28 protein-coding genes, 1 pseudogene and 1 riboswitch are annotated in these 24,170 nt (G+C 37.1%); of the genes and pseudogenes, 18 read left to right on the forward strand and 11 right to left on the reverse strand.

The features are described 5' to 3' along the window. Nucleotides 1-277: 277 nt before the first annotated feature. The gene (moeB, locus tag O1Q79_RS03645) at nucleotides 278-1,000 is read right to left on the reverse strand and encodes a molybdopterin-synthase adenylyltransferase MoeB (protein WP_386693007.1); all 723 of its coding nucleotides are present in this window, start codon (nucleotides 998-1,000) and stop codon (nucleotides 278-280) included. 2 nt (nucleotides 1,001-1,002) lie between these two features. Further along, nucleotides 1,003-2,214: a molybdopterin molybdotransferase MoeA gene (gene moeA / locus O1Q79_RS03650; RefSeq protein ID WP_386693008.1), complete on the reverse strand. Its 1,212-nt coding sequence runs from the start codon at nucleotides 2,212-2,214 to the stop codon at nucleotides 1,003-1,005. 131 nt (nucleotides 2,215-2,345) lie between these two features. Here moeA and folE point away from each other — a divergent pair, with 131 nt between their 5' ends. Then, on the forward strand, nucleotides 2,346-3,002 hold the full coding sequence (gene folE / locus O1Q79_RS03655) for a GTP cyclohydrolase I FolE (protein ID WP_386693009.1): 657 nt from the start codon (nucleotides 2,346-2,348) through the stop codon (nucleotides 3,000-3,002). A gap of 99 nt (nucleotides 3,003-3,101) precedes the next feature. On the opposite strand, the gene O1Q79_RS03660 is transcribed toward folE, so the two are convergent. Further along, nucleotides 3,102-4,121, reverse strand: coding sequence for a branched-chain amino acid aminotransferase (locus O1Q79_RS03660; protein ID WP_386693343.1), 1,020 nt, complete (start codon nucleotides 4,119-4,121; stop codon nucleotides 3,102-3,104). A gap of 373 nt (nucleotides 4,122-4,494) precedes the next feature. On the opposite strand from O1Q79_RS03660, the gene O1Q79_RS03665 reads away from it, so the two are divergent. Genes O1Q79_RS03665 through truA (O1Q79_RS03680) form a run of 4 tightly spaced genes read left to right on the forward strand, consistent with a single transcriptional unit; the run spans nucleotide 4,495 to nucleotide 7,731 of the window. Then, nucleotides 4,495-5,394: a transcriptional regulator GcvA gene (locus O1Q79_RS03665; RefSeq protein ID WP_386686006.1), complete on the forward strand. Its 900-nt coding sequence runs from the start codon at nucleotides 4,495-4,497 to the stop codon at nucleotides 5,392-5,394. After that, nucleotides 5,391-5,810 carry a DUF423 domain-containing protein gene (locus tag O1Q79_RS03670; protein WP_386693010.1) on the forward strand — a complete coding sequence of 140 codons (420 nt, stop codon included), beginning with the start codon at nucleotides 5,391-5,393 and terminating at the stop codon, nucleotides 5,808-5,810. Before O1Q79_RS03665 ends, O1Q79_RS03670 begins: the two co-directional genes overlap by 4 nt. 9 nt (nucleotides 5,811-5,819) lie before the next feature. Further along, a complete protein-coding gene (gene rlmM / locus O1Q79_RS03675) occupies nucleotides 5,820-6,917 on the forward strand; it encodes a 23S rRNA (cytidine(2498)-2'-O)-methyltransferase RlmM (RefSeq protein WP_386693011.1) in 1,098 nt (365 codons plus the stop codon). 16 nt (nucleotides 6,918-6,933) lie between these two features. After that, a complete protein-coding gene (truA, locus tag O1Q79_RS03680; RefSeq protein ID WP_386693344.1) occupies nucleotides 6,934-7,731 on the forward strand; it encodes a tRNA pseudouridine(38-40) synthase TruA in 798 nt (265 codons plus the stop codon). An 80-nt stretch (nucleotides 7,732-7,811) separates the two neighbouring features. On the opposite strand, the gene O1Q79_RS03685 is transcribed toward truA (O1Q79_RS03680), so the two are convergent. Both O1Q79_RS03685 and O1Q79_RS03690 read right to left on the reverse strand, forming a co-directional pair. Next, nucleotides 7,812-8,477, reverse strand: a complete 666-nt coding sequence (locus O1Q79_RS03685; protein WP_386693012.1) for a hypothetical protein — start codon at nucleotides 8,475-8,477, stop codon at nucleotides 7,812-7,814. Nucleotides 8,478-8,522: 45 nt separating this feature from the next. Further along, on the reverse strand, nucleotides 8,523-8,945 hold the full coding sequence (locus tag O1Q79_RS03690; RefSeq protein WP_386693013.1) for a hypothetical protein: 423 nt from the start codon (nucleotides 8,943-8,945) through the stop codon (nucleotides 8,523-8,525). A 148-nt stretch (nucleotides 8,946-9,093) separates the two neighbouring features. Between O1Q79_RS03690 and O1Q79_RS03695 the strand changes: the two genes are divergently transcribed. From O1Q79_RS03695 to folC, 4 genes are all read left to right on the forward strand, one after another. Further along, on the forward strand, nucleotides 9,094-9,789 hold the full coding sequence (locus O1Q79_RS03695) for a hypothetical protein (RefSeq protein ID WP_386693014.1): 696 nt from the start codon (nucleotides 9,094-9,096) through the stop codon (nucleotides 9,787-9,789). A gap of 127 nt (nucleotides 9,790-9,916) precedes the next feature. Continuing rightward, nucleotides 9,917-10,741, forward strand: a complete 825-nt coding sequence (gene truA / locus O1Q79_RS03700; RefSeq protein WP_386690237.1) for a tRNA pseudouridine(38-40) synthase TruA — start codon at nucleotides 9,917-9,919, stop codon at nucleotides 10,739-10,741. Nucleotides 10,742-10,814: 73 nt separating this feature from the next. Continuing rightward, nucleotides 10,815-11,750 carry an acetyl-CoA carboxylase, carboxyltransferase subunit beta gene (gene accD, locus O1Q79_RS03705; RefSeq protein ID WP_386686020.1) on the forward strand — a complete coding sequence of 312 codons (936 nt, stop codon included), beginning with the start codon at nucleotides 10,815-10,817 and terminating at the stop codon, nucleotides 11,748-11,750. Nucleotides 11,751-11,764: 14 nt separating this feature from the next. Continuing rightward, on the forward strand, nucleotides 11,765-13,102 hold the full coding sequence (gene folC / locus O1Q79_RS03710; protein ID WP_386693015.1) for a bifunctional tetrahydrofolate synthase/dihydrofolate synthase: 1,338 nt from the start codon (nucleotides 11,765-11,767) through the stop codon (nucleotides 13,100-13,102). A 70-nt stretch (nucleotides 13,103-13,172) separates the two neighbouring features. On the opposite strand, the gene O1Q79_RS03715 is transcribed toward folC, so the two are convergent. Then, a complete protein-coding gene (locus O1Q79_RS03715) occupies nucleotides 13,173-13,814 on the reverse strand; it encodes a histidine phosphatase family protein (protein ID WP_386693016.1) in 642 nt (213 codons plus the stop codon). A gap of 48 nt (nucleotides 13,815-13,862) precedes the next feature. Between O1Q79_RS03715 and O1Q79_RS03720 the strand changes: the two genes are divergently transcribed. Both O1Q79_RS03720 and O1Q79_RS03725 read left to right on the forward strand, forming a co-directional pair. After that, the gene (locus tag O1Q79_RS03720) at nucleotides 13,863-14,513 is read left to right on the forward strand and encodes a TIGR01621 family pseudouridine synthase (RefSeq protein ID WP_386693018.1); all 651 of its coding nucleotides are present in this window, start codon (nucleotides 13,863-13,865) and stop codon (nucleotides 14,511-14,513) included. 95 nt (nucleotides 14,514-14,608) lie between these two features. Further along, nucleotides 14,609-14,950: pseudogene (locus O1Q79_RS03725) on the forward strand (YegP family protein). 35 nt (nucleotides 14,951-14,985) lie between these two features. On the opposite strand, the gene yvcK reads toward O1Q79_RS03725, so the two are convergent. Beyond that, nucleotides 14,986-15,903 carry a uridine diphosphate-N-acetylglucosamine-binding protein YvcK gene (gene yvcK / locus O1Q79_RS03730; RefSeq protein ID WP_386693019.1) on the reverse strand — a complete coding sequence of 306 codons (918 nt, stop codon included), beginning with the start codon at nucleotides 15,901-15,903 and terminating at the stop codon, nucleotides 14,986-14,988. Between the two features lie 190 nt (nucleotides 15,904-16,093). Then, a riboswitch (molybdenum cofactor riboswitch) is annotated at nucleotides 16,094-16,248 on the forward strand. On the opposite strand from yvcK, the gene moaA reads away from it, so the two are divergent. From moaA to moaE, 4 genes are all read left to right on the forward strand, one after another. After that, nucleotides 16,237-17,247 (forward strand): GTP 3',8-cyclase MoaA, encoded by a 1,011-nt coding sequence (moaA, locus tag O1Q79_RS03735; RefSeq protein WP_386693020.1) that lies wholly within the window; start codon nucleotides 16,237-16,239, stop codon nucleotides 17,245-17,247. It overlaps the preceding riboswitch by 12 nt. A 10-nt stretch (nucleotides 17,248-17,257) precedes the next feature. Next, the gene (gene moaC, locus O1Q79_RS03740; RefSeq protein ID WP_386686035.1) at nucleotides 17,258-17,734 is read left to right on the forward strand and encodes a cyclic pyranopterin monophosphate synthase MoaC; all 477 of its coding nucleotides are present in this window, start codon (nucleotides 17,258-17,260) and stop codon (nucleotides 17,732-17,734) included. A gap of 9 nt (nucleotides 17,735-17,743) precedes the next feature. Then, nucleotides 17,744-17,989 (forward strand): molybdopterin synthase sulfur carrier subunit, encoded by a 246-nt coding sequence (gene moaD / locus O1Q79_RS03745; RefSeq protein ID WP_386693021.1) that lies wholly within the window; start codon nucleotides 17,744-17,746, stop codon nucleotides 17,987-17,989. Further along, a complete protein-coding gene (gene moaE / locus O1Q79_RS03750; protein ID WP_386686039.1) occupies nucleotides 17,990-18,442 on the forward strand; it encodes a molybdopterin synthase catalytic subunit MoaE in 453 nt (150 codons plus the stop codon). It abuts the gene before it with no gap. 52 nt (nucleotides 18,443-18,494) lie between these two features. Here moaE and O1Q79_RS03755 read toward each other — a convergent pair whose 3' ends face one another. Then, complete coding sequence (locus O1Q79_RS03755; RefSeq protein ID WP_386693022.1) at nucleotides 18,495-18,884, reverse strand: cupin domain-containing protein; 390 nt, start codon at nucleotides 18,882-18,884, stop codon at nucleotides 18,495-18,497. A gap of 163 nt (nucleotides 18,885-19,047) precedes the next feature. Between O1Q79_RS03755 and xthA the strand changes: the two genes are divergently transcribed. Beyond that, nucleotides 19,048-19,851, forward strand: a complete 804-nt coding sequence (gene xthA, locus O1Q79_RS03760) for an exodeoxyribonuclease III (protein ID WP_386693023.1) — start codon at nucleotides 19,048-19,050, stop codon at nucleotides 19,849-19,851. Beyond that, the gene (locus O1Q79_RS03765) at nucleotides 19,851-20,642 is read left to right on the forward strand and encodes a TIGR01619 family protein (RefSeq protein ID WP_386693024.1); all 792 of its coding nucleotides are present in this window, start codon (nucleotides 19,851-19,853) and stop codon (nucleotides 20,640-20,642) included. The genes xthA and O1Q79_RS03765 overlap by 1 nt, the downstream gene beginning before the upstream one ends. A gap of 52 nt (nucleotides 20,643-20,694) precedes the next feature. On the opposite strand, the gene sixA is transcribed toward O1Q79_RS03765, so the two are convergent. Beyond that, the gene (gene sixA, locus O1Q79_RS03770; protein WP_386693025.1) at nucleotides 20,695-21,162 is read right to left on the reverse strand and encodes a phosphohistidine phosphatase SixA; all 468 of its coding nucleotides are present in this window, start codon (nucleotides 21,160-21,162) and stop codon (nucleotides 20,695-20,697) included. Nucleotides 21,163-21,374: 212 nt separating this feature from the next. Here sixA and pyk point away from each other — a divergent pair, with 212 nt between their 5' ends. Beyond that, on the forward strand, nucleotides 21,375-22,814 hold the full coding sequence (gene pyk, locus O1Q79_RS03775; protein WP_386693026.1) for a pyruvate kinase: 1,440 nt from the start codon (nucleotides 21,375-21,377) through the stop codon (nucleotides 22,812-22,814). Nucleotides 22,815-22,869: 55 nt separating this feature from the next. On the opposite strand, the gene O1Q79_RS03780 is transcribed toward pyk, so the two are convergent. Next, nucleotides 22,870-23,223 carry a DUF4870 family protein gene (locus O1Q79_RS03780; RefSeq protein ID WP_386693027.1) on the reverse strand — a complete coding sequence of 118 codons (354 nt, stop codon included), beginning with the start codon at nucleotides 23,221-23,223 and terminating at the stop codon, nucleotides 22,870-22,872. Between the two features lie 287 nt (nucleotides 23,224-23,510). Beyond that, nucleotides 23,511-24,155: a hypothetical protein gene (locus O1Q79_RS03785; protein WP_386693028.1), complete on the reverse strand. Its 645-nt coding sequence runs from the start codon at nucleotides 24,153-24,155 to the stop codon at nucleotides 23,511-23,513. Nucleotides 24,156-24,170 lie beyond the last annotated feature (15 nt).

Genomic DNA, 24,170 nt, shown 5'->3' on the forward strand with positions numbered 1-24,170 from the left:
AAAACAGAATTATCAACTAAATTATAGAAATTCGGTCTTAACCAATCTTCTAAAAGCGGAAAATTTATCAGATTTTATCGACTATTTCCAAATGGTCATTTCCAGAAATTCATTTAACTGTCGTTAGGGAGAATAAGATGATTAATTTTTAATTATTATCAATGTAAATTGAGATTCATTCAGATTGGCTCATTTCCTATACACAAAACTTGCAATATATCAATGAAGTGCGAAAATATCGCACGAGTGGAATTATAAAGGGAAAAAGGCAATGAAATCAACAAGGCAATTTAATTTCCCGAAAATGCATGGAATACCCGTCAATCATCAATAATCGTCCGGTTAAAACATTTCCGATTTTTAACCTCACTTTGATCGCTTCTAATGCTTGAATTGAGCCAACAATACCCACCAGGGGTGACAAGACACCGGCTTCAACACAACTCAGTCTATTCTCACCAAATAATTGGCTTAAATGGCGATAAGTCGGTGTATTGGGTTCATAGGTGAACACTGAAATTTGCCCTTCCATTCGAATAGCAGAACCGGAAACTAAAGGCACTTTGGCTAATTCACAACAGCGATCTAATTGATTACGGCTTTCTACATTATCGGTACAATCTAGCACCACATCAAACTGCGGTATTAATTGAGCTAATTTTTCTTTATCAAGTTTTTGGTTGAGTGCTGTAATCTCAATATGAGGATTGATGGTCTGCAAGGCAATTTTAGCCGATAGTACCTTTGGCATATCAATTCGTTCATCGGTGTGTAACACTTGTCGCTGTAAGTTAGAAAGCGACACCGTATCAAAATCCAATAAAGTCAAATGTCCTATCCCTGCTGCCGCTAAATACTGGCTGGCAGAACACCCCAATCCGCCTAAACCCACAATCAACATTCGGCTATCCTTAAGTTTTTCCTGACCAGCAAAATCCACGGCTTTTAAAATAATTTGGCGGTTATAACGCAGTTCTTCTTGATAAGTTAATGCTGCCATCATCACCCCAATAAATCACTAAATGGCTCAATAATCACCGTTTCGCCTATTGCTACATTGCCACGCGCTTGTTCAAGACGAATAAAACAGTTGCTTTTTATAAAAGCGCTAAACAAATGCGACCCTTGAAAACCGACAGGATAAACTTCAATTTGTCCTTGAGCATTGACTTGATAAAAACCACGCTGAAAATCTAAACGCCCTACGGCTTTTTTCATGGGAGCTACGGCTACCGCGTGTAATAGGGTAGCTGGTTGATAGTTCGCCCCTGATAAACGAGCGATCACAGGTTGTACAAGTTGATAGAAAGTGACTAAGGCAGACACAGGATTCCCCGGTAAACCACAGAACCAAGCATTCGGTAATTTTCCAAAGGCAAACGGCTTACCCGGTTTCATGGCTAATTTCCAGAAATTCACGTTTCCCACTTTTTCTAACACAGTTTTAGTGAAATCTGCTTCGCCTACGGATACGCCACCACTCGTAATTAACAAATCTGCTTGGGCTTGAGCTTGTAAAAAGGCGTGTTCAAATTGTTGTTCATCATCAGGTAAAATACCAAAATCCAACACGTCGCAACCGAGTTTTTCGAGCATTAATTTCACGCTAAAACGGTTAGTATCGTAAATTTGTCCTGTTTGCAATGGTTTTCCTACCGGTACAAGTTCATCTCCGGTAGAAAGCACAGCCACTTTTAAGCGTGGATACACGGCAACTTTCGAAATGCCAAGTGATGCTAATAATGGTAAGGAAACTGCGCTAAGTTTTTGTCCTTTTTTTAGTACCACATCACCCACTTTCACATCTTCTCCAATTCGACGAATATTTTGATTATTTTTCGGTACCGCGGCAAGTGTAATTGAACCATCATCATTGAGCGAGACATCTTCTTGTATCACCACGCTATCTGCCCCTTGTGGTAACATTGCGCCAGTCATGATTCGTACCGCACTTTGTGCTGCCCATTCTCCGGTAAAGGGATTGCCGGCAAAGGATTTGCCAGCCACCGAAAGGGTTAAGGAGTTTTTTACATCTGCCAAACGAATCGCATAACCGTCCATTGCTGAATTATCAAAAGACGGTACGTTAATCGGTGAGATTACATCTTCGGCACAAACTAAATTTATTGCTTGTTCAATGGAAACATTGTGATGAATGGTTGGCGTTGGTAATGTATTGAGAATTTTATCTAGGGCTTGTTGTAGGGTGAGCATAGTAATCCTATTGTTGAATATTAATCATATCCCTATTCTATACTAAAACTTTTCATCTCGTTAATGATAATCTCATTTTATTCTTAGCTGAATGTTTGTTAGAATAGCCCATTATTTTATTGGAGTCGTAAATGAGCAATATTTCAGCAGAGGCGATTAAGGTTCGAGATGCCTTAGTGGTGAAAGGGATTGAAACCCCAATGATAAACTTGGCTAAAAGCAAAGATCAACGCCGCGATGAAATCGAACAAAAAATGCGTGATGTGCTAACATTGATAGGGTTGGACTTAACCGATGATAGTATCGAAGAAACCCCGCACCGTTTGGCAAAGATGTTTGTGGATGAGATTTTCAGTGGCTTAGATTATGCCAATTTTCCGAAGATTACCAACATTGAAAATCGCATGAAAGTGAGCGAAATGGTATTAGTCAATGACGTAACTTTAACCAGCACTTGTGAACATCATTTTGTCACTATTGATGGCACAGTATCAGTAGCGTATTACCCGAAAAAATGGGTGATTGGATTATCCAAAATTAATCGTGTGATAGCGTTTTTTGCACAACGTCCACAAGTGCAAGAGCGTTTAACTGAACAAGTTTTGTTGGCATTCCAAACCATTTTGGAAACAGAAGATGTGGCAGTTTATGTCAAAGCTACCCATTTTTGTGTGAAATGCAGGGGAATTAAAGATAGTAATAGTTACACGGTAACATCAGCTTTTGGTGGCGTATTCCTTGAAGATAGGGAAACACGTAAAGAATTTTTGAGTTTGATTAATAAGTAAATAGACAACACAAGGTGCTATTAACGCACCTTTGTTATTTGACCTGCACCTTATAGTTGGTTATGAGTCCAACTTTTGGGGTACAGATCGAATTAAGATTTATTTAACCTTAACAATCCAGCCTTCAGGTGCTGGTTTGTCGCCAAATTGAATTCCAACTAATTCTTCATAAAGTTTACGAGTTACAGGTCCAACTTCAGTTTCTGAATAGAAAACATGGAAGTCATCACCATTGAGAATACCTCCGATTGGCGTAATCACTGCTGCTGTACCACAAGCCCCCGCTTCGCTAAATTGATCTAATTGATTAATATATATATCACCTTCAATCGCTTCCATACCAAAGCGTTCTTTTGCTAAATAGAGTAGAGAGTATTTTGTAATACTTGGCAAAATAGATGGTGAAATAGGAGTGATAAATTTATTATCTCTGGTAATACCAAAGAAATTTGCAGATCCTACTTCTTCAATTTTGGTGTGTGTGGTTGGATCTAAATAAATACAGTCGGCATAACCTTGAGTCTTAGCTTTTTTACCTGGATAAAGGCTAGCTGCATAGTTTCCACCAACTTTGGCATCTCCAGTTCCATGCGGAGCAGCACGATCGTAATTGGAAACCATAAAATTAGTTGGTTTTAAACCACCTTTAAAATAGGCTCCCACTGGGCAAACAAAAATAGAAAAGATATATTCAGGAGCCGTGTTTACGCCGATATTATCTCCTACACCAATCAAGAATGGACGTAAATATAAGGTGGCGCCTGAACCATAAGGTCCAATCCATTCTTCATTGGCTTTTACCACTTGTTTACAAGCGTCTATAAACATTTCAACAGACACTTCTGGCATTAACAAACGTTGGCAGCTACGTTGCATACGTTTGGCATTTTCATCAGGACGGAATAGATTAATTGAACCGTCTTTACAGCGGTAGGCTTTTAATCCTTCAAAACATTGTTGTCCGTAGTGCAGTGCGGTGGAGCCTTCACTAATATGTAGCACATTATCTGTCACTAATTCACCTTTCTGCCATTCGCCATTTTTCCAGTAAGCAATATAGCGATAGTCTGTTTTTATATAACTAAATCCAAGATTATTCCAGTCAAGATCTTTCATAATTTATCCTTATTGTATTTGAAAAAGATGATGTCGCTAAATTTACATGATAATGTGAAGATTGAAAACTATTATTTGAGATTTTATGTGGGCTAATGTTAGAATTATTCCATAAAAAACACCGCACTTATAAAGTGCGGTGTTGTTACCCCAAGTTTAGGGCTAAATATACAGGAAGTTATGTTCGGTTTCCCGAACAATATGCAAACACAACATAATACTTAATTAAAAGTAAGCAACTTCTAATTAATGAAAAGAATTACTCATGATTAAGTATGTTTGTAGTATAATGTAACTGGATAGACCAGTCAAATGAGAAAAACTTATCAGTCGAATCAAAAAAACTAATCCTACTCATCAAAATTAGGGGAAAATTATGGGGAAACGTTTACCGCCCTTAAATTCATTAAAAGCCTTTGAAAGTTCAGCCACCCATTTAAGTTTTACCAAAGCTGCAGAAGAACTTTTCGTTACCCAAGCGGCTGTCAGTCATCAAATTAAATTATTAGAAGATTTTTTAGGCATTGAGTTATTTGTACGGAAAAATAGGCTGTTAGAACTGACTGAAAAAGGGAAACAGTATTATGCCGAAATCTCGCCATTGTTACAGAAACTCGCTCATGTGACAGAGAAAATTATGTCGAAAGACAAATCTCAGTTAAACATTAGTGTACCACAAACTTTTGCCATTCAATGGCTTGTACCACATTTATATTCATTTAATCAATTATATCCAGATATTGAAGTTCGGATTCGAGCAACAGAACAAGATGAGGGTATCTTAAATAAAGATATTGATGTTGCTATTTATTATGGCTATGGTAATTGGGATAATCTCTATACAGAACGATTAGCCAAGGCGGATTTGGTGATATTAGCATCACCTAAATTATTGGAGAAAAAACCGATTCATTCGGCACAAGATTTGCAACAACATCAACTAATTCATATTCATAATCACGATAACTGGCAAATGATGGCACATTATTTAAATATAGAGTTGCCAAATGTGCGAAATGGTTGTATATTTAGCCATACATTAATGGCATTACAAACAGCGGTTTATGGGCAGGGATTGATTTTAGCGAATCAGATGTTAGCTCAACAGGAAATTGATCAAGGCAATTTACAAATTGTATTACCAATGAAATTGCAAGATCCTAAATCTTTTTATGTGGTCAATAATCAGGTTAGAAATAATGAAAAAACGATCCAATCATTTCGCCATTGGATTGTACAAGAGATTGATAAATCAGGAATAAATAAGGAGATATGATGGGAAATAAATTTTTATCGTTTGCCGCCTTGAGCGGGTTTATTAGTGTTGCTTTTGGGGCTTTTGTTTCTCATGGTTTGCAGTATGAATTTTCAGAGCAACAAATAAATTGGTTTGATATTGCGTGGAAATATCATACTTTTCACACGGTTGCTTTGTTAGCATTAGGCTGGTTTATTTCTGCCACTATGCCACAAAATGCACCTAAATGCCGTCAAACTGCGGTGAATATTATCGGTTTTTCATGGTTATTAGGTATATTGTTGTTTAGTGGTCCACTTTATACCATGGCTGTATTAGGTACTTGCTCCATTGCCATGTTTGTACCAGTTGGGGGAATGGCGTTTTTATTCGGCTGGGCAACATTATTGGTGGTTTCGGTACGTTCTAGTTTCGCCAGAAGAGCTATGAGATAAGGAAGTTCATTGAATAAATTAGCATTATATTGCCGTATTGGTTTTGAAAAAGAAGTGGTGGCGGAAATAACGGATAAAGCGGCAGAGCGTGGTGTATTCGGCTTTGCTCGAGTGCAAGAAAATAGTGGTTATGTCATTTTTGAATGTTATCAAATTGGAGAAGCGGATAAATTAGCTCGTGAGATTCCTTTTAATCAATTAATTTTTGCTCGTCAAATAATCGTCATATCGGATTTATTAACAAATTTAGATCCTACTGATCGCATTAGTCCCATTATTGAAAAATTTCACCAATTTTCACCGCAGTTTAACCTAAAACAAAGCACTGAAATTTGGGTAGAAACCGCGGATACTAATGAAGCAAAAGAATTATTAGGATTCTGTCGAAAATTTACTGTACCATTACGCCAAGCCTTGCGAAAAGAGGGATGGTTGCAATGCCAAGAAATTAAAAAAAGTGGTGTCACCTTACATTGTTTATTTATAGCAAATAATGCCTGTTATATTGGTTATTCCTATAATAACAATCATTCCGCTCATTTTATGGGTATTCCACGCTTAAAATTTCCTATGGATGCACCGAGTCGTTCAACCTTAAAATTAGAAGATGCTATTTTAACCTTTATTCCTACCGAACAAGAATCTAAACGTCTAAATGAAAATATGATTGGTGTAGATTTAGGGGCTTGTCCAGGCGGTTGGACCTATCAACTAGTGCGGCGAGGGTTGTTTGTGTATGCGGTGGATCACGGCAAAATGGCAGCCAGTTTACATGATACTGGACGAATTGAACATTGCCCTGAGGACGGGTTTAAATTTCAACCGCCGAAACGCAGTAAAATTGATTGGTTGGTCTGTGATATGGTGGAAAAACCGAGCCGCATTGCCGATCTTATCGCCAAATGGTTGCTGAACGGTTGGTGTCGAGAAACGATTTTTAATTTGAAATTACCGATGAAAAAACGTTATCAAGAAGTGCAACAATGTCTTCAACAGCTGGCGGATAAGTTAGATAGCCACGGCATTCAATTTCGCCTACAAGCCAAACACTTATATCACGACAGGGAAGAAATTACGGTGCATATTCAAGTGAAAAATGCGGTGTAAAAGGGGAGATGTTTTGATGAAAATTGCCTTAGGCATTGAATATAACGGCAAAAATTATTTCGGTTGGCAACGGCAACAAGGCGTGGCAAGTGTGCAAGCAGAACTGGAAAAAGCCTTGTCTTTTGTGGCAAATGAAACCATCGACGTATTTTGTGCCGGTCGCACCGACAGCGGTGTGCACGGCACGGGGCAAGTGGTGCATTTTGAAACCGACGTGATTCGCCCTGAAAAAGCCTGGGCATTTGGTACCAATGCCAATTTGCCTGATGATATTGCAGTGAAATGGGCGAAAGTCGTGCCTGATGATTTCCACGCCCGCTTTTCTGCCACGGCACGGCGTTATCGTTATATTTTATACAGCAATAAATTACGCCCTGCGATTTTACCTTATGGCGTAACCCATACCCATTTGGAGCTGGATGCGGAAAAAATGCAACGATCAGGGCAGGCGTTGCTCGGCGAAAATGATTTTACCAGCTTCCGTGCCGCCCAATGCCAATCCAAAACCCCTTGGCGAAATGTGCATCATTTGAAAGTCGAGCGTTTAGGTGATTATATTGTGGTGGATATTCAAGCTAACGCCTTTGTGCATCATATGGTGCGTAATATTGTCGGCAGTTTAATGGAAGTCGGTTGTGGACGTAAGCCTGTTGAATGGATCGCAGAAATCTTAGCCAAAAAAGACCGCAGTTTAGCCGCACCGACTGCAAAACCTGAAGGGCTGTATTTAGTGAATGTGCAATATCCTGAGCGATTTGACTTGCCCAAAACGGCGTTGGGGCCTTTATTTTTACCTGATGAGAGCCTGAAATAAAAAATGATGAAAATGGTATTGTTCCATTTTCATCATTTAATGTTTCTTTAGGATACTAAGCCTAAGCGATGGTTGGGCGATTATTGGATCGCATCTTCTGTTTTCCAGCCATCACTGGTTAAAATAAGTTTGATGGTATGTTGTATCGGATCGGTTGTCGGCTTATCTTGGATTTCCAGTACCCAATCGGGTAAGTTTTCAAGCTGAACGGTGAATTTCACTTTTGAAAAAGTGAAACCATTTTTATCTTCCTTCGGTGGGGTAAAGAGATCAACACTTTTTACCACAAATTTTCCGCCACAAAAGTATGCAGCCTTTCCACCAAATTGTCCGTCTGCGACTTTAAAATAGTTCTTTCCTTTTTCAGTAACTTTATAAATGACTACATCTATTTTTTCTGGAACGCCTTCCCTTTTTATGGCATCCCAGAACTTAACATTAATGCTGTCATTTTTTTTCTCCACTAAGCCATATTTTAGAAAAACGCCAGTGTCTAGTTTTTCTTCCGTATATTTTGCGTGTTCGGGACGAACAATCAGAACATCTAATGCGTTGTTATAAGGAGAACCTTCTTCAAAACTTGATATTTTCTCTCCTGCTCCCCAGCCCGTGCAATATTGTAACTTGTCGAATTTTTCTTGAATGCCTTTGGCAAAGTTTTCTTTGGTTGCAGCGGTTGAATCGCCAAATCCTGTTAAAAACACACTGGCAACCAGTACCGATGCGGCGGTCATCATTTTTTTCATATTTTTATTCCTTAAGTGTAGATTCATATTCGAGTTGAGCGTTTTTTATTCATCGTTAAGATTAAAATCAATATCATCCAAACTGGTATCAATATCATCGAAATTTATATCTATTTCATCCGTATTGTTCTTTTTTTCCACTTTGGCTGATTTTCCGCCCTTTTGCTTTAAAAGATGTTCTTTTTTCTTAATTTCTTCTTCGGAAAGGTAGTCACAAAATTTGGCAAAGCCATCTGGACCGTAGAATCGATCCCCTTCTTTTTCTGATTTAAGTTGTTCTTTGTTAAACCAGAGATTATCAGTCATATCTTTACGTTGTTCATCCTCAAAGGATGCGGGCATTCCTTCGGCTAATTTTCTTTCTATATAGTGATCAAGAAATTTAGTACAATTTTCTGGCAATTCTTCGGCTTTTGCAGCAGTAGAAAATGCCAAACCAGACATTAAAACGAGCGTTAATTTTTTCATATTATTATCCTTATGTATGTGTATGAAATATTACTGTTCTGTGTGAACGTAATGTATTCTAACATTGTTTTTTTTTTGCACAATTTGCTATAATAAAAAACACCTATAAAAATTAGGTTTATTTCATTTCATCAACAAGGACAATATTATGACAACGTCACATTCTTTTCATTTTACAACCTTAATTGAGAAGTTTTTCAATCAGTTACAACAAGAAAACAGATTAGTAGATGATATTTACAACGAATTTAGTTTACAACACGAACTGGGGATTTTTTTACGCAACGATTTAAATCCGAAAGAATACAAAGTGCAGTTTGAACGCAATATCAAAGATGACATTTTGAAATTATCTTTTGATAAAGAAGAGAAAAAAATTATTGATGAAAATGGTAAAGTTATTGCTAAAAAAGAGCAATTGATTGATAAAAGCGGTAAATCTATTGTTAAAAAAGAGATTGATTTGGTGATTTTGGGTAAAAACGGTGAAAGTGGCGAAAAATATGCGGTGGAATTAAAATTCCCAAGAAATGGGCAACACCCAGAGCAGATGTACCAATTTATTAAAGACATTGCTTTTATGGAACAGCTAAAACAAGCTGGATTCACCCAAACTTATTGCGTTTGTTTGGTGGATGATAAGAATTTTTATTTGGGTAGAAGTCAGGGTATTTATGCGTATTTTCGTTCACCACAAATTCCAATTCACGGTAACATTGAAAAGCCAACGGGAAAAGAAAAATTTGAAGAAGAATATAAGCCAATTAAGGTTAAAGGAACATACCATGTTCAATGGCAAGAATTACAAGGGAATTACCGCTATTATGTAATTGCGTGTGAGTGATGGGGAATACCTTATTTTTGTGATCTTGATTCCAAAATTTGAGTTATACAGTGTTTTACTGGTTGAAATTATACTATAATCATTTTTCGTGATGATGGGAGAAACAAAATGAGTGATATTCAACTTTTTGAAAATAGCCCTTGGCGTAGAATATAACGGCACGCATTATTTAGGTTGGCAACGGCAACAAAATCTACCGAGTGTTCAGGCAGAACTTGAAAAAGCCTTGTCGGTGGTGGCTAATCAAAATATAGAAGTATTTTGTGCAGGAAGAACGGATAGCGGTGTGCATGCGACAGGGCAGGTGGTACATTTTGAAACAAATGTAGATCGCCCTGAAAAAGCGTGGGAATTTGGTACAAATGCCAATTTACCAGATGATATTGCCGTGAAATGGGCGAAGATCGTGCCTGATGATTTTCATGCTCGCTTTAGTGCTACTGCACGGCGTTATCGTTATATTTTGTATTGTAATCGATTACGTTCTGCTATTTTACCTACTGGCGTGACGCATACCCATTTAGACTTGGACTACAATAGAATGCGTGAAGCTGGACAAGCATTATTAGGCGAACGGGATTTCACAAGTTTCCGAGCAGCTCAATGTCAATCTCATAGTCCATGGCGAAATGTACATTCGTTAATGGTATCTCGATTTGGTGATTATATTATTGTCGAAATTCAAGCTAACGCCTTTTTACATCACATGGTTCGCAATATTGTGGGGAGTTTAATGGAAGTGGGTTGTGGGCGAAAGCCTGAAAGTTGGATAGCGGAATTATTAGCTAAAAAAGACCGCACTTTAGCTGCTCCCACAGCGAAACCAGATGGGTTATATTTGGTGAATGTGCAATATCCAAGACGTTTTCAGTTGCCACAAACACCGCTAGGACCTTTGTTCTTACCAGATGAATTGCCAGCATTTATTATCGAAAGATTAAAATTATGGTAGAAATATCTACAAAACAAGTCAAAATTGTGGTTAAATACGTAGGATTTTCATTTAACAACATTAAGGTTAAATAATGAGCTGGATTGATAAAATTTTTAGTAAATCGCCGTCATCTTCGGCAAGAAAAAAAGCCAATGTGCCAGAAGGTGTATGGACAAAATGTACGTCATGTGAACAAGTATTATATCGTGATGAATTAAAACGCCATTTGGAAGTTTGTCCGAAATGTGGTCATCACATGCGGATTGATGCTCGTGAGCGTTTAGATGCGTTGTTGGATAAAGATAGTATTGTGGAAATAGCCGCTGATCTTGAACCACAAGACGTGTTAAAATTCAAAGATTTGAAAAAATATAAAGATCGTATTACAGCTGCTCAAAAAGAAACTGGCGAAAAAGATGCGTTAATCACCGTTTCTGGTACGCTATATGGCATGCCAATTATCGCAGCAGCATCAAACTTTAGCTTTATGGGCGGATCTATGGGATCGGTAGTTGGTGCGAAGTTTGTGCAAGCGGCGGAACAAGCTATTGAAAAAAATTGTCCGTTTGTGTGTTTTTCTGCCAGTGGTGGTGCGAGAATGCAAGAAGCCTTGTTATCTCTCATGCAAATGGCAAAAACCAGTGCAGTATTGGCAAAAATGAAAGAAAAAGGTGTACCGTTTATTTCTGTATTAACCGATCCAACTTTAGGTGGTGTGTCAGCCAGCTTTGCCATGCTAGGTGATTTAAATATTGCTGAACCGAAAGCCTTAATCGGTTTTGCTGGTCCGCGAGTCATTGAGCAAACGGTACGTGAAAAATTGCCAGAAGGTTTCCAACGTTCTGAATTTTTATTAGAACACGGAGCTATTGACATGATCGTGAAACGTGCCGAAATGCGTGAAAAATTGGCAAATGTATTAAGTCAATTAATGGGATTACCATCGCCATTTATTGAAGCTGAATTACTTGAAAATACAGTAGAAAACGTTACCGCAGAAAGCACTATTGCAACAGAGCTTAAATAGGATATATTTGAGCGATGTTACATAACTCAAAAGCCACGCCAACGCTACAATCTAGCCTTGAGGAGTGGCTTTATTATTTAGAACACAGTCATTTTAAAGTCATTGATCTTGGACTGGAAAGAGTAAAATCGGTTGCTCAAGCATTAGATTTATTAACTCTAGCCCCTTATGTGATTACGGTAGGGGGGACTAATGGTAAAGGCACAACCTGTCGCTTGCTGGAAACTATTTTACTTAATGCTGGTTTTAAAGTTGGTGTCTATTCTTCACCGCATTTAATTCGTTACAACGAACGTGTGCGGATTCAAAATCAAGATGTGCAAGACGAAGATCATATTCGTTCTTTCCAGTTTATTAATACCCATAAAAATCAATCTTTAAGCTATTTTGAATTTAGTACGCTATCTGCCTTGTATTTATTTAAGCAAGCAAATTTAGATGTGGTCATTTTAGAAGTGGGTTTGGGTGGTCGATTAGATGCGACTAATATCGTGGATGCAGATATGGCGGTAATCACCAGTATTGATATTGATCATATTGATTACTTAGGCGATACTCGAGAAAAAATTGCATTTGAAAAAGCAGGGATTTTTAGAGCAAACAAGCCTGTGATTATTGGTGAGCCAGATATTCCAAATTCAATGATCGAGTATGCAAAATCGTTAAATTGCCAGCTTTCTTGTTGTAATCAAGATTGGCAATTTGAAATAACAGGCGAACAGTGGAAATGGCAAAATAACAACTGTCAGCTAGGAAATTTACCGCTATGTCAAATTCCATTAGCAAATGCGGCAACGGCGTTAGCTGCCGTACAGTCTTTACCATTTAATATTTCTGCTGAAATTCTCCGAAAATCCTTAAATGAAGTGGAATTAATCGGGCGTTTTCAAACGGTTAAACCAGAAAGTGTAACCGCACTGATAAAGTTAACAGAAAAATCTTTACAAGATTTACCTAGAATTATTATTGATGTTGGTCATAATCCCCATGCCGCACGTTATTTAGCCGAAAAATTAACCCAATTAAAAAGCAAAATTTCAGGAAAAATCACCGCAGTTTGTGGTATTTTACAAGATAAAGATGCGGAAAATGTGTTATCACCGTTGTTATCAATCATTGATGAGTGGCATTGTGTTACCTTGTTAGGCTACCGTGGACAAACTGGTGAACAGCTTGCGGAAAAATTATATTCAGTAGCTGAGAAACAAGCCATTAAAGTCAAGGTTCAAGTGGAAAATTCGGTGGCTTTAGGGGTAGAAAGTGCGGTGAAAAATACCGATAAAAATGATGTCGTGTTGGTATTTGGCTCATTTCATACGGTAGGGGAATTTTTACAGATTGGGGTCACTTAGTCTATACATTCAGCCAATAGATGAATAATAATGTGGTGAACAATTTTAATATTTTTCACCACATTTCATTTTATTCTAAATGATTTACATCATTCACTTTTTCTACCATAAATTGTCCTAATTGATTTCCTTGTTGAACATAACGAACCACACTAATTGAGGTATTAGCAAGCGTTTCGCTTTGTCCATTCTCACGATGATTTTGCCAAGTTGCACCGTTTAATAACGCAATGAGTAAGCGTAAAGTATGACCGTGCGAAACGACTAAAATATTGCCTTGTTGGTGGATTTTAATAATATCTTGTATCGCTTTCATTGCTCGCTCGGCAAGTTGTTGCCAAGTTTCGCCATTGTTACAGATTGCTTTATAGTTGGCAGGGTCATTGAGCATTTGTTGAAATTCTTCATGTTGGCGAATATCATCTACTACAAGCCCTTCCCAACTGCCAAAATGATGTTCATTTAAGCCATTATGTTGGAACAGTGGAATATCTCGTTTGCCTAGAATGTATTGAGCAGTATCAATGGTACGTTGTAAACAGCTTGAATAGGCAGCAATAAAGGGAATATTTTGTAACGCCTGACCAGTTTTGATTGCACCTTGTACACCTTGTTCGGTGAGATTAGAATTACCTGATCCTTGCATTAAACCTTGTTCATTCCAAATGGTTCGACCATGACGAACAAAATAAAAGCGAATATCTTTATTCATTGTGTGTTTTCCTTTAGTATGGAGCAAATTTATTTTTGCAATATAGCTATGCTTAAAATTATATATCAACATCAGGATTTTATCATCATTAATAAGCCTTGTGGGTTAAGTGTTCATAAAGATGAGCAAGAAATAGGATTAACTCAAATCTTAGCAAATCAACTTGGTATCAAACAAGTTTGGTTAGTTCATCGTTTGGATAAAGTTACTTCTGGGTTGTTGATTTTGGCATTAAATCAACCTGCAGCGGTGATTTTATCTGGATTATTTGCTGAGCATAAAATAAACAAAACCTATGTAGCTTTGTCATCTCATAAACCAAAAAGGAAACAAGGATTAATAGTAGGTGATATGGAAAAAGCACGACGTGGTGCTTGGAAATTAATGCCGTCTAAACAAAACCCTGCAATAACACGTTTTTATTCCGTAAGTTGTGAGCCTAATTTACGCTTGTTTGTGTTAAAACCACAAACCGGCAAGACACATCAGTTGCGAGTGGCGATGAAAAGTTTAGGTAGCCCTATTTTAGGGGACGAGCTTTATGGTGATAAAACGGAAAATATTGACCGCACTTATTTGCATGCCTACGGTTTAGATTTTGTTTACCAAAATCAGCCAATTAATGTGAAATACTTGCCAAACTGCGGTGAATTTTTTCAGCGAAATTCTGTATTAAATCAACTGAATTTAGTTAACTAAATTTTGTAAAAAATAGTTGAAAAAATCACCAAATAGCCTATGATTTATTTTGGAAGTTATTTCCGAATAAATCACTAATTAATAAGGAGTTTAAAATGGCATTAGGTTGGTATGAATTAAAATTAGCTAGCGATGGACAATTTATGTTCAATTTAAAGGCGGCGAATAGTCAAGTTATTTTAACCAGTGAATTATATAAAACACGTGCGGCAGCGGAAAATGGTATTGCATCAGTGCAAAAAAATGGTTCAGATGAAAGTTTATTTGAATATCGCGTTGCCAAAAATGATAAACCTTATTTTGTCTTGAAAGCCAAAAATCATTAAGAAATTGGGCGTAGTCAGTATTATTCATCACAAGAATCGGCCAAAAGTGGTGTGAAATCGGTTATCAATAATGCCGCAACTACAACAATTAAAGACTTAACCAAAGATTAAGTTTTTGTAAGCCATTCTATTGAATGGCTTATTTTTTAGAATAGCTCAGCGATCATCTCGTTAATAGCAGAGCAGAGCCTATCACGATCGTGGCGATAGGTCACATCATCAGCATTTAACTTTCTGACTAATAATTTAATATCCAATGCTTGTTGATCTTCGATTGGCATTGATGTGATGGCGCCATCTACAATATTTTTGCCTACTGTTTTATTTATCCAACCAATACGATCGGCTAAAGATAAGCGTGCCGCAGGACTATGCTCGACACCGAGATTATCAATAAAGATAATTTTGGCGGAACTGGTTTTTAAGGCTTGCATGATTTCAGGGAGTAACAAGGTTGGCATAATGCTAGTGAGAAAGCTACCTGGTCCGAGCAAAATGACCTCTGCTTGCAAAATAGCATTAACCGCTTCGGGAGATGCCTGAACTATTGGATATAAAAATAATGAAGTGGGTAATCGTTGTAAATTATCAACAGCGACTTCACCCAGAATTTTTTCACCGGACGGTAAAATAGCCCCTAAATGTACAGGGGAATCTGACATGGGGAGTAAATAAGATTTTACTCTCAAAAAATTACGAATTAAATTAATCGCATCGGTGGGGCGGATGTGCATATCTTCCAAGGCTTTTAAAATCAGATTACCTAAATTATGTCCGGCTAACTCACCTGACCCACTAAATCGATATTCAAAAACAGCAGATGCAGTAGTGGGATTGGCAATAATTTGGGTTAAACAGTTACGTAAATCTCCCCATGCAATACCACCATGATCGTGTCGTATTCGACCAGTTGAACCACCGTTATCTGTAGTGGCAACAATACCGGTGAGTTGTTCTTTTAGAAAACTTAATGATGACATGACTCGCCCTAAACCATGACCGCCACCGATGGCAACGAGATGTTTAATTTGTGTTAGGTAATCATGGTTTGATATTGTTATCATTGTTTTTCCTTTAATTAGAAGTGCGGTACTAATTTAGCATTTTTTGCTTCTTTTTAGAAAGGTTATTTTATTCTTACGTTATATAATATTATCTATAATTGAATAAAAATAATTAACTTATTTTTCTACCTAAAAGGTGTTAATCATTGGCTTTTTAGTTGTGCTTTTAGCCTATCTCTTTTAAAATAAAAAGAATTTCATATACCGAGCTTGCGTGCCTACGTCAATGTAATAAAGATAGGGTAGCAATGCCAGTGATAGTCATAATGTTATGCTATTGCTCGGGGATACGCTGGAAACGGTTTGTCCTATTCTTTTTTATAAAGGTATTTCATGCAATCTATTCCTATCCGAAACTTGTCGGAGCGGCTTGTTGATCCGTTCCAACGAGAATACTACTATTTACGAATGTCGATTACCGATGTTTGTAACTTTCGTTGTAACTATTGTTTACCCAATGGTTATCAGCCGAACCCTGAGCGTGATAAATTTCTTAATGTGGATGAAATTCGCCGTGTGGTACGTGCATTTGTTGCAATGGGAACAGAGAAAGTGCGAATTACTGGTGGTGAACCTACGTTGCGTAAAGATTTTCTGGAGATTGTGGAAAATATTTCTGCTATTGAAAATATTCACACCCTTGCTTTAACCACTAATGGCTATCGTTTGGCAAAAGATGTGGATTTGTGGCGAAAAGCAGGGATTACCTCAATTAATGTCAGCGTGGATAGCCTTGATCCTCGACAATTTCATCGTATTACAGGGGAAGATAAATTTGATGATGTAATGCGTGGTATTGATCGTGCTTTTGAGGTGGGGTATCAGAAAATTAAAATTAATTCAGTATTGATGAAAGATTTTAATGATCGGGAGTTTGAGCAGTTTTTGGCTTGGATAAAGCATCGTCCGATTCAAATGCGATTTATTGAATTAATGCAAACGGGGGAAATGGATTATTTTTTCCAAAAACATCATATTTCGGGGCAAATTTTGGTGGATAAATTATTGCGACAAGGTTGGCAATTACAACCGAAAGGACGGACAGATGGACCCGCAAAAGTGTTTTCGCACCCTGATTATCAAGGTGAAATTGGGCTAATCATGCCGTACGAGAAAAATTTTTGTGTCAGTTGTAACCGCTTGCGAGTTTCTGCTAAAGGTAAATTGCATTTATGTTTATTTGGCGAAGAAGGCGTTGATTTGCGAGAATTGTTACAATCAGATAACCAGCAATTACTTTTACAAGCAAGGCTTTTCGGTGCGTTACAGGGTAAACGAGAACATCATTTCTTGCATCAAGGTAATAGTGGTATAAGAGCTAATTTAGCTAGTATTGGTGGATAAAGAGGGAAAAATGACAGAATTTAGCCATATTAATCAAAATGGTGAAGCCAATATGGTGGATGTGTCCGCTAAACAAGATACGGTGCGAGAAGCTCGTGCGGAAGTATTTGTGACAATGTCACCAGAAACCTTAGCAATGATTGTCAGGGGAAATCATCATAAAGGAGATGTATTTGCCACCGCCAGAATTGCAGGGATTCAAGCGGCGAAACGGACGTGGGAACTGATTCCGTTATGCCATCCGTTGTTATTATCTAAAGTAGAAGTGAATTTAACCGCACTTTCAGACAGTAACCAAGTTCGCATTGAAAGCCTGTGTAAATTAACTGGCAAAACGGGAGTCGAAATGGAAGCCTTAACGGCAGCAAGCGTGGCAGCATTGACTATTTATGATATGTGTAAGGCGGTACAAAAAGATATGGTGATTTCAGGCTTGCGTTTGTTAGAAAAGTGCGGTGGAAAATCAGGACATTTTAAAGTGGAATAATGGATAAATATGTTAAAAGTGTTATTTTTTGCTCAAACCCGAGAATTAATTGGTATTGAGCAATTAGAATTGAAAGCAGAATTTGATACAGCAGAAAGCCTGCGTCAGCATTTGGTTAAACAGGGTGACAAATGGGCGTTAGCGTTGCAAAAAGGTAGGTTATTGGTGGCGATCAATCAGACCTTGTTGCCATTAGAAAGTACAATAAAATCAGGTGATGAAATTGCTTTTTTTCCGCCAGTAACAGGGGGGTAAATGTCAGATATTTTAATTGCGGTGCAGACACAATCCTTTGATCAAAATGCAGTTTATCGTTGGTTATCGGAGCAAAATTCTGTGGGAGCAACCACCATTTTTGTGGGGAAAGTGCGAGAAATGAATTTAGGCGACAAAGTATCTAGCCTATATTTAGAGCATTATCCAGCCATGACTGAAAAAGCCTTGCAAGAAATTGTGGCAGAAGCTAAACAGCGTTGGGATTTACAAAGAGTGGCAATAATTCACCGAGTTGGGTTGTTGCATACTGGTGATGAAATTGTCTTAGTTGGGGTGAGTACCGCTCATCGAGGTGATGCGTATTCAGCTAATGAATTTATTATGGATTATTTAAAAACCAAAGCACCGTTTTGGAAAAAAGAACAAACCGAGCAAGGTGAGCGTTGGATTGAAGAACGAAATAGCGATCATATTGCTGCAGAAAAATGGTAAATAAAAAATCTGTACTTTTTTAAGTAAAGTACAGATTTTTTAATAAATTCAATTATTCTTTGATTAAGCTAATTAATACTTCGGTTTCTTCAGGGAAATCAGCATTGATAAAATGTTTACCGTTGAAATAAAGGATTTCACCTGCATTAATTGGGTGATTTTCTTTATCATCTAACACAATATTAGCTTTGCCTTTTAACACAGTAAAGAAAAGTTCATAGCCGTCGTGGTTATGTCTTTTCATTTTATCGCCAGCTTTGAAAAAGCCATGCACGACAGTGCCAGATTGATTTACAAATACTCTGCCTTTTTCGGTTAACACTTTACCAGCTTGTGTACCCGTTTCTATTTTAATTGTTGCTGGATTAGATTCTTGTGCTATTGCTTGATGAGCAAGAGCAAAGGTTGTTAGTGCAAGAAGTGATAATACTTTTTTCATCATTAAGCTCCGTATAATATAAAAATAACCACTGGAATCATATCAAATAATAATGATTATCAAAAGCAAAATTATTAGTAAAATAGAGCGTTTATTTTATTTATCCAGTTCCCCCTACTTTATAAAGGCTGTATAATAAACCATTCATTTTTATTTAGAGAGTTTTATGAAAATTATATCCTTTAATATCAACGGATTACGGGCTAGACCTCATCAGTTAAATGCAATTATTGAGAAACATCAGCCTGATATTTTGGGGTTGCAAGAAATTAAAGTGGCAGATGAACAATTTCCCTATGAATTAGTAGAACATTTGGGTTATCAGGTTTTTCATCATGGACAAAAAGGGCATTATGGTGTGGCGTTATTGTGTAAACAGCAACCCGTTGCCGTACGTAAAGGCTTTCCAACCGATAATGAAGATGCACAAAAAAGGATTATTATGGCGGATTTTGATACGCCATTTGGGCTATTGACGGTGATTAATGGTTATTTTCCACAAGGGGAATCTCGAGATCACGAAACTAAATTCCCAGCTAAACAGAAATTCTATGCGGATTTACAACATTATGTGGAAAACCAACATAATAAGTCGAATCCTATTGTCATCATGGGAGATATGAATATCAGCCCAACGGATTTAGATATTGGTATTGGGGAAGAAAATCGTAAACGTTGGCTACGTACAGGAAAATGTTCATTTTTACCTGAAGAAAGAGAGTGGTATCAACGCCTATATAATTATGGGTTAGAAGATACTTTCCGTAAATTAAATCCAACAGTCAATGATCAATTCTCGTGGTTTGATTATCGTTCCAAGGGTTTTGATGATAATCGAGGCTTGCGTATTGACCATATTCTGGCAAATCAGGTATTGGCAGAAAAATGTATAAATGTGGGGATTGATGAGGATATTCGAGCAATGGAAAAACCCTCTGATCATGCACCAATTTGGGCGGAATTTAAATAATGTCAGACATTGATTTTCAGCAAGAAATAGAACAACAAAATTGGCAAAATTATCGTACTTGGTTTAACGATCAGGTGGCAGTTGTTACTGTTAATGTTTCCTTGATGGAAATGTCAGAATTTCGCCAAATGAATATTGCTCAAATTATTCGATATTACCAAGGTGATAAAAATGGATTGCCTACAGAAGTATCTCATCATGAGATATTTCGGCAAATATTACACACAATTACGCAACTTTGTGCCTTACCTGATGTAGTTTATGCTGGGCATATTTTGTCTAATAGTAAATCACAACAATTTTTCTATTTTAATGATGAAATCAGCTTGTTAGAAACCTTAGGACAATTATCTTATGATGAGTTAGTTATTCAACAGGATCTGAATTGGGATACCTATTTTGAATTTTTATTACCATCACCATTAGAACATAAAATGACCTTGACGGAAGAAATTTTAGATACGTTAAGTGAAAATGGTGTGAATTTATCTGAGCCGCAGTTAGTAGAACATAATTTCCATTTTGATGAAAAAGAGGATATTGAGCGTTTTATTGAGAAATGCAATCTATCAAAGATCCATTTTGATCGGATTAAATATACTGAAAATAGAGTGAAAGTAGATAAGGACAATCGGGCATATTTAGTCAAAGTTGAGCAAGAATTAGCCTTAGATACACAGGAGATTTTTACTCAAGTTGAACAATTTGAATCTCTTGCTGATGCCGTTTCCGCTCGTTATTTAGGCTGGGAATATGGAAATTTTGGTCAGCAAGGATCGTATTTAAATTAATATAATGCTGTAGCTGGATTGGGCTAAAATTCAGCTAAAAAAGACCGCACTTTTATCCACTTTGGGGATTCTTTGTTTGAATTAATTTACCGATTTCACCATCCCAATCAATTTCTGCGATGGTTGCTGGTAAAAAAGACACGTTATTTTTACCACATAGTTCAGCCACAATTTCTCCTACTAATGGCAAATGTGAAACAATAAGAATTTGTTGTATATCTTCATCACACAAAACAGAAAGGTAATCTACAACGATTTCTGCATTACCATAAGGGGTAATGGCATCCCAAGTTTCAGCTTGCTCGGTAAGTTGCTCAGAGAAAATATTATTAATATATTCAAAGGTTTGTTTAGCTCGAATATAAGGGCTAACGAGCACTTTATTAAAATAACCAGCCGTTTCTTTAAGCCAAATGCCTTGACCAGCTGAACTTTTTTCACCAAATTCAGTAAGTGTACGATCTTTATCGGATTTGGCAAACATTTCTGCTTCACCATGACGCATAATAAAAATTTTCATCAGATTTCCCTTATACAATAATTTAACAAAATATAATCGTAAATTTATGTACATGTCAATGGGAAATTTTTCTTTCACACATCTCGCTTTTAGAGCGTTTTCAGCGTATAATGCACGCCAGTTTTTATCGTGATAACTGGATAGCTGTCAATGTTATAGCGATGTAAATAATACTATCATTTCAAATAATAAAGTTAGTGACGGAGAAAGCAATGTCTAGAAAACTAAGAAGAACAAAAATCGTATGTACAATGGGACCATCTACCGATAAAGGTAATAATTTAGAAAAAATTATTGAAGCGGGTGCGAATGTTGTGCGTATGAATTTTTCTCATGGTACGCCAGAAGATCATATTGGACGTGCAAATAAAGTACGCGAAATTGCTAAAAGATTAGGCAGAAATGTAGCAATCTTAGGGGATTTGCAAGGACCTAAAATTCGTGTATCTACCTTTAAAGATGGTAAAATTTTCTTAAATATAGGTGATAAGTTTGTTTTAGATGCTGAGTTGCCGAAAGGTGAAGGTAATCAGAATGCTGTTGGTTTAGATTATAAAACATTGCCACAAGATGTAGTACCGGGCGATATTTTATTATTAGATGATGGTCGAGTTCAATTGAAAGTATTAGCGACCGAAGGCGCTAAGGTATTTACTGAAGTAACGGTAGGTGGTCCATTATCAAATAATAAAGGAATTAACAAATTAGGTGGTGGTTTATCTGCAGATGCATTAACTGAAAAAGATAAAGCAGATATTATTACAGCGGCTCGTATTGGTGTTGATTATCTAGCAGTATCTTTTCCACGTTCAAGTGCAGATTTAAATTATGCTCGTCAATTAGCCAAAGAAGCGGGTTTGAATGCGAAAATTGTTGCCAAAGTAGAGCGAGCTGAAACTGTCGTTGATGATGCTGCGATGGATGATATTATTTTAGCTTCTGATGTTATTATGGTCGCGCGGGGTGATTTGGGAGTAGAAATCGGTGATCCGGAATTAGTCGGCGTACAGAAGAAATTAATTCGCCGTTCACGTCGTTTAAATCGTGTGGTAATTACCGCGACCCAAATGATGGAATCCATGATTAGCAATCCAATGCCAACTCGGGCAGAAGTAATGGATGTGGCAAATGCCGTATTAGATGGTACAGATGCGGTAATGCTTTCTGCGGAAACTGCTGCCGGTCAATATCCCGCTGAAACCGTTTCAGTGATGGCAAAAGTTTGTTTGGGTGCGGAAAAAATGCCAAGTATTAACGTTTCTCGTCATCGTATGGATGTTCAATTTGATACCATTGGTGAATCAGTGGCATTCTCTGCAATGTATGCAGCAAACCATATGAAAGGTGTGGCAGCCATCATTGCAATGACAAGTACTGGCTATACTGCAAAATTGATGTCACGTATTAGTTCTGGATTACCTATTTTTGCTTTATCACGCCATCAATCTACATTGAATCTTTGTGCATTATATCGCGGGGTAACACCGGTTTTCTGTGATGGTGAATCACGTACTGCAGAAAGTGCAAAACAAGCAGTGCAGTTATTAAAAGATAAAGGCTTCTTGGTTTCCGGTGATCTTGTCTTATTAACCCATGGTGATCCTTTGGGTGATGGGGCAACAAATACTTGCCGCACATTGATCGTGGAATAATAGATAGGAATTTATGTTGAGCAAACGGTGGTTTTATTCCACCGTTTTTTAATTATTATTTAAACCAACCTGTTGGTGTAATGGCGGCATTTTCTTTTAAACGTAATGCACCAACCACTACACGAAAAATATACCAAATAAACACAGCAAAAATAATTAATGCTCCAATACCAATAATGGTAAGAATTCCACCGAGCACAAAACCTAATAAAGTTCCCCAGAAAGTTCGGATTAAGAAATGATAGTGATCTTGGTAGGCTCCAAAAACTTCCCCTTTTTTAATATAAGCAAGAATGACGCCAGCAATAGCAGGCAATCCCCCAAATAGAATACCTGCACCGAATAAGGCGTAAGCAATCCATAACGTAGATCGTTGGTTATCATCATTTAGTATTAGATCTTGATTCATAAAAACTCCCAATAATAATAATAAAGAAAACTGAACAATACCGAAATATCAACTAAAAAAAAACAAGTCACAACGAGCAAAAAGGTATGACGATTAACGATGTTAACTATTTCCTAGATGAATTAACAATAAACAAAGATAACATATTTTCACTCTAGGGGTGTCGATACCTAAATCATCTGTTACTCTAATTTTTAATTAGAGTTTGGCTCAGTATTGTTCAGGTGCGTTTTCAAATAAATTAGCCACTAATCTATTTGCGGTCGCTACCACACCGTTTTGCCAAACTAGGCTAGGTTTAATGCCAGAGCAATCGCATCATCTAATTCAATTTCAATAGATGTTGCACCATTTAAATCACGAATTTCATCATTTAAGCGAATACGTTTACTTTTTAATTGTGCCATTTTTTGTTGACGTAATTCTGTTTGTTGCGTATTTTCTACTTTAATAAATAACGGAAAATCACGTTCTATAGCATTATAACGTGCGGATTCAGTTTCTAATTTGGCATAAATATCAGATCTAGCTTGCATTTCATCGACAAAATCAGTCACCGTATAATCTGCTGATTGAGCGTAATTATTAATATCATTTAACAAACTTATTTGCGTATCTAACATACGAATATCGGTCAAGCGATCTGAAATACCAATTTTTTGATTGGCTTGAGCAATAATTTTTCGCAATTGTGCCAGAATTTCACTTAATTTAACATAATCATTTTCATACTGTGAAAATTGTTGTGAATATTCATTGATTTTGTTTAGTGTTGTATTGCGTTTGGTTTCACTTTCCCAGTAGAGCATATCATTTTTATCTAAGCCATAACGATATTTTTGCAAGGCAAGATCGGTCAACTCTTTCATTAAAGTCGTGATCCGTTGAGCGATAATATGGGCTCTGGAAAGTGAAAATTTATATTTCTTCATCATTTTTCCTTATAA

The organism is Lonepinella sp. MS14434 (assembly GCF_042468235.1).
Classification (GTDB): Bacteria; Pseudomonadota; Gammaproteobacteria; order Enterobacterales; family Pasteurellaceae; genus Lonepinella.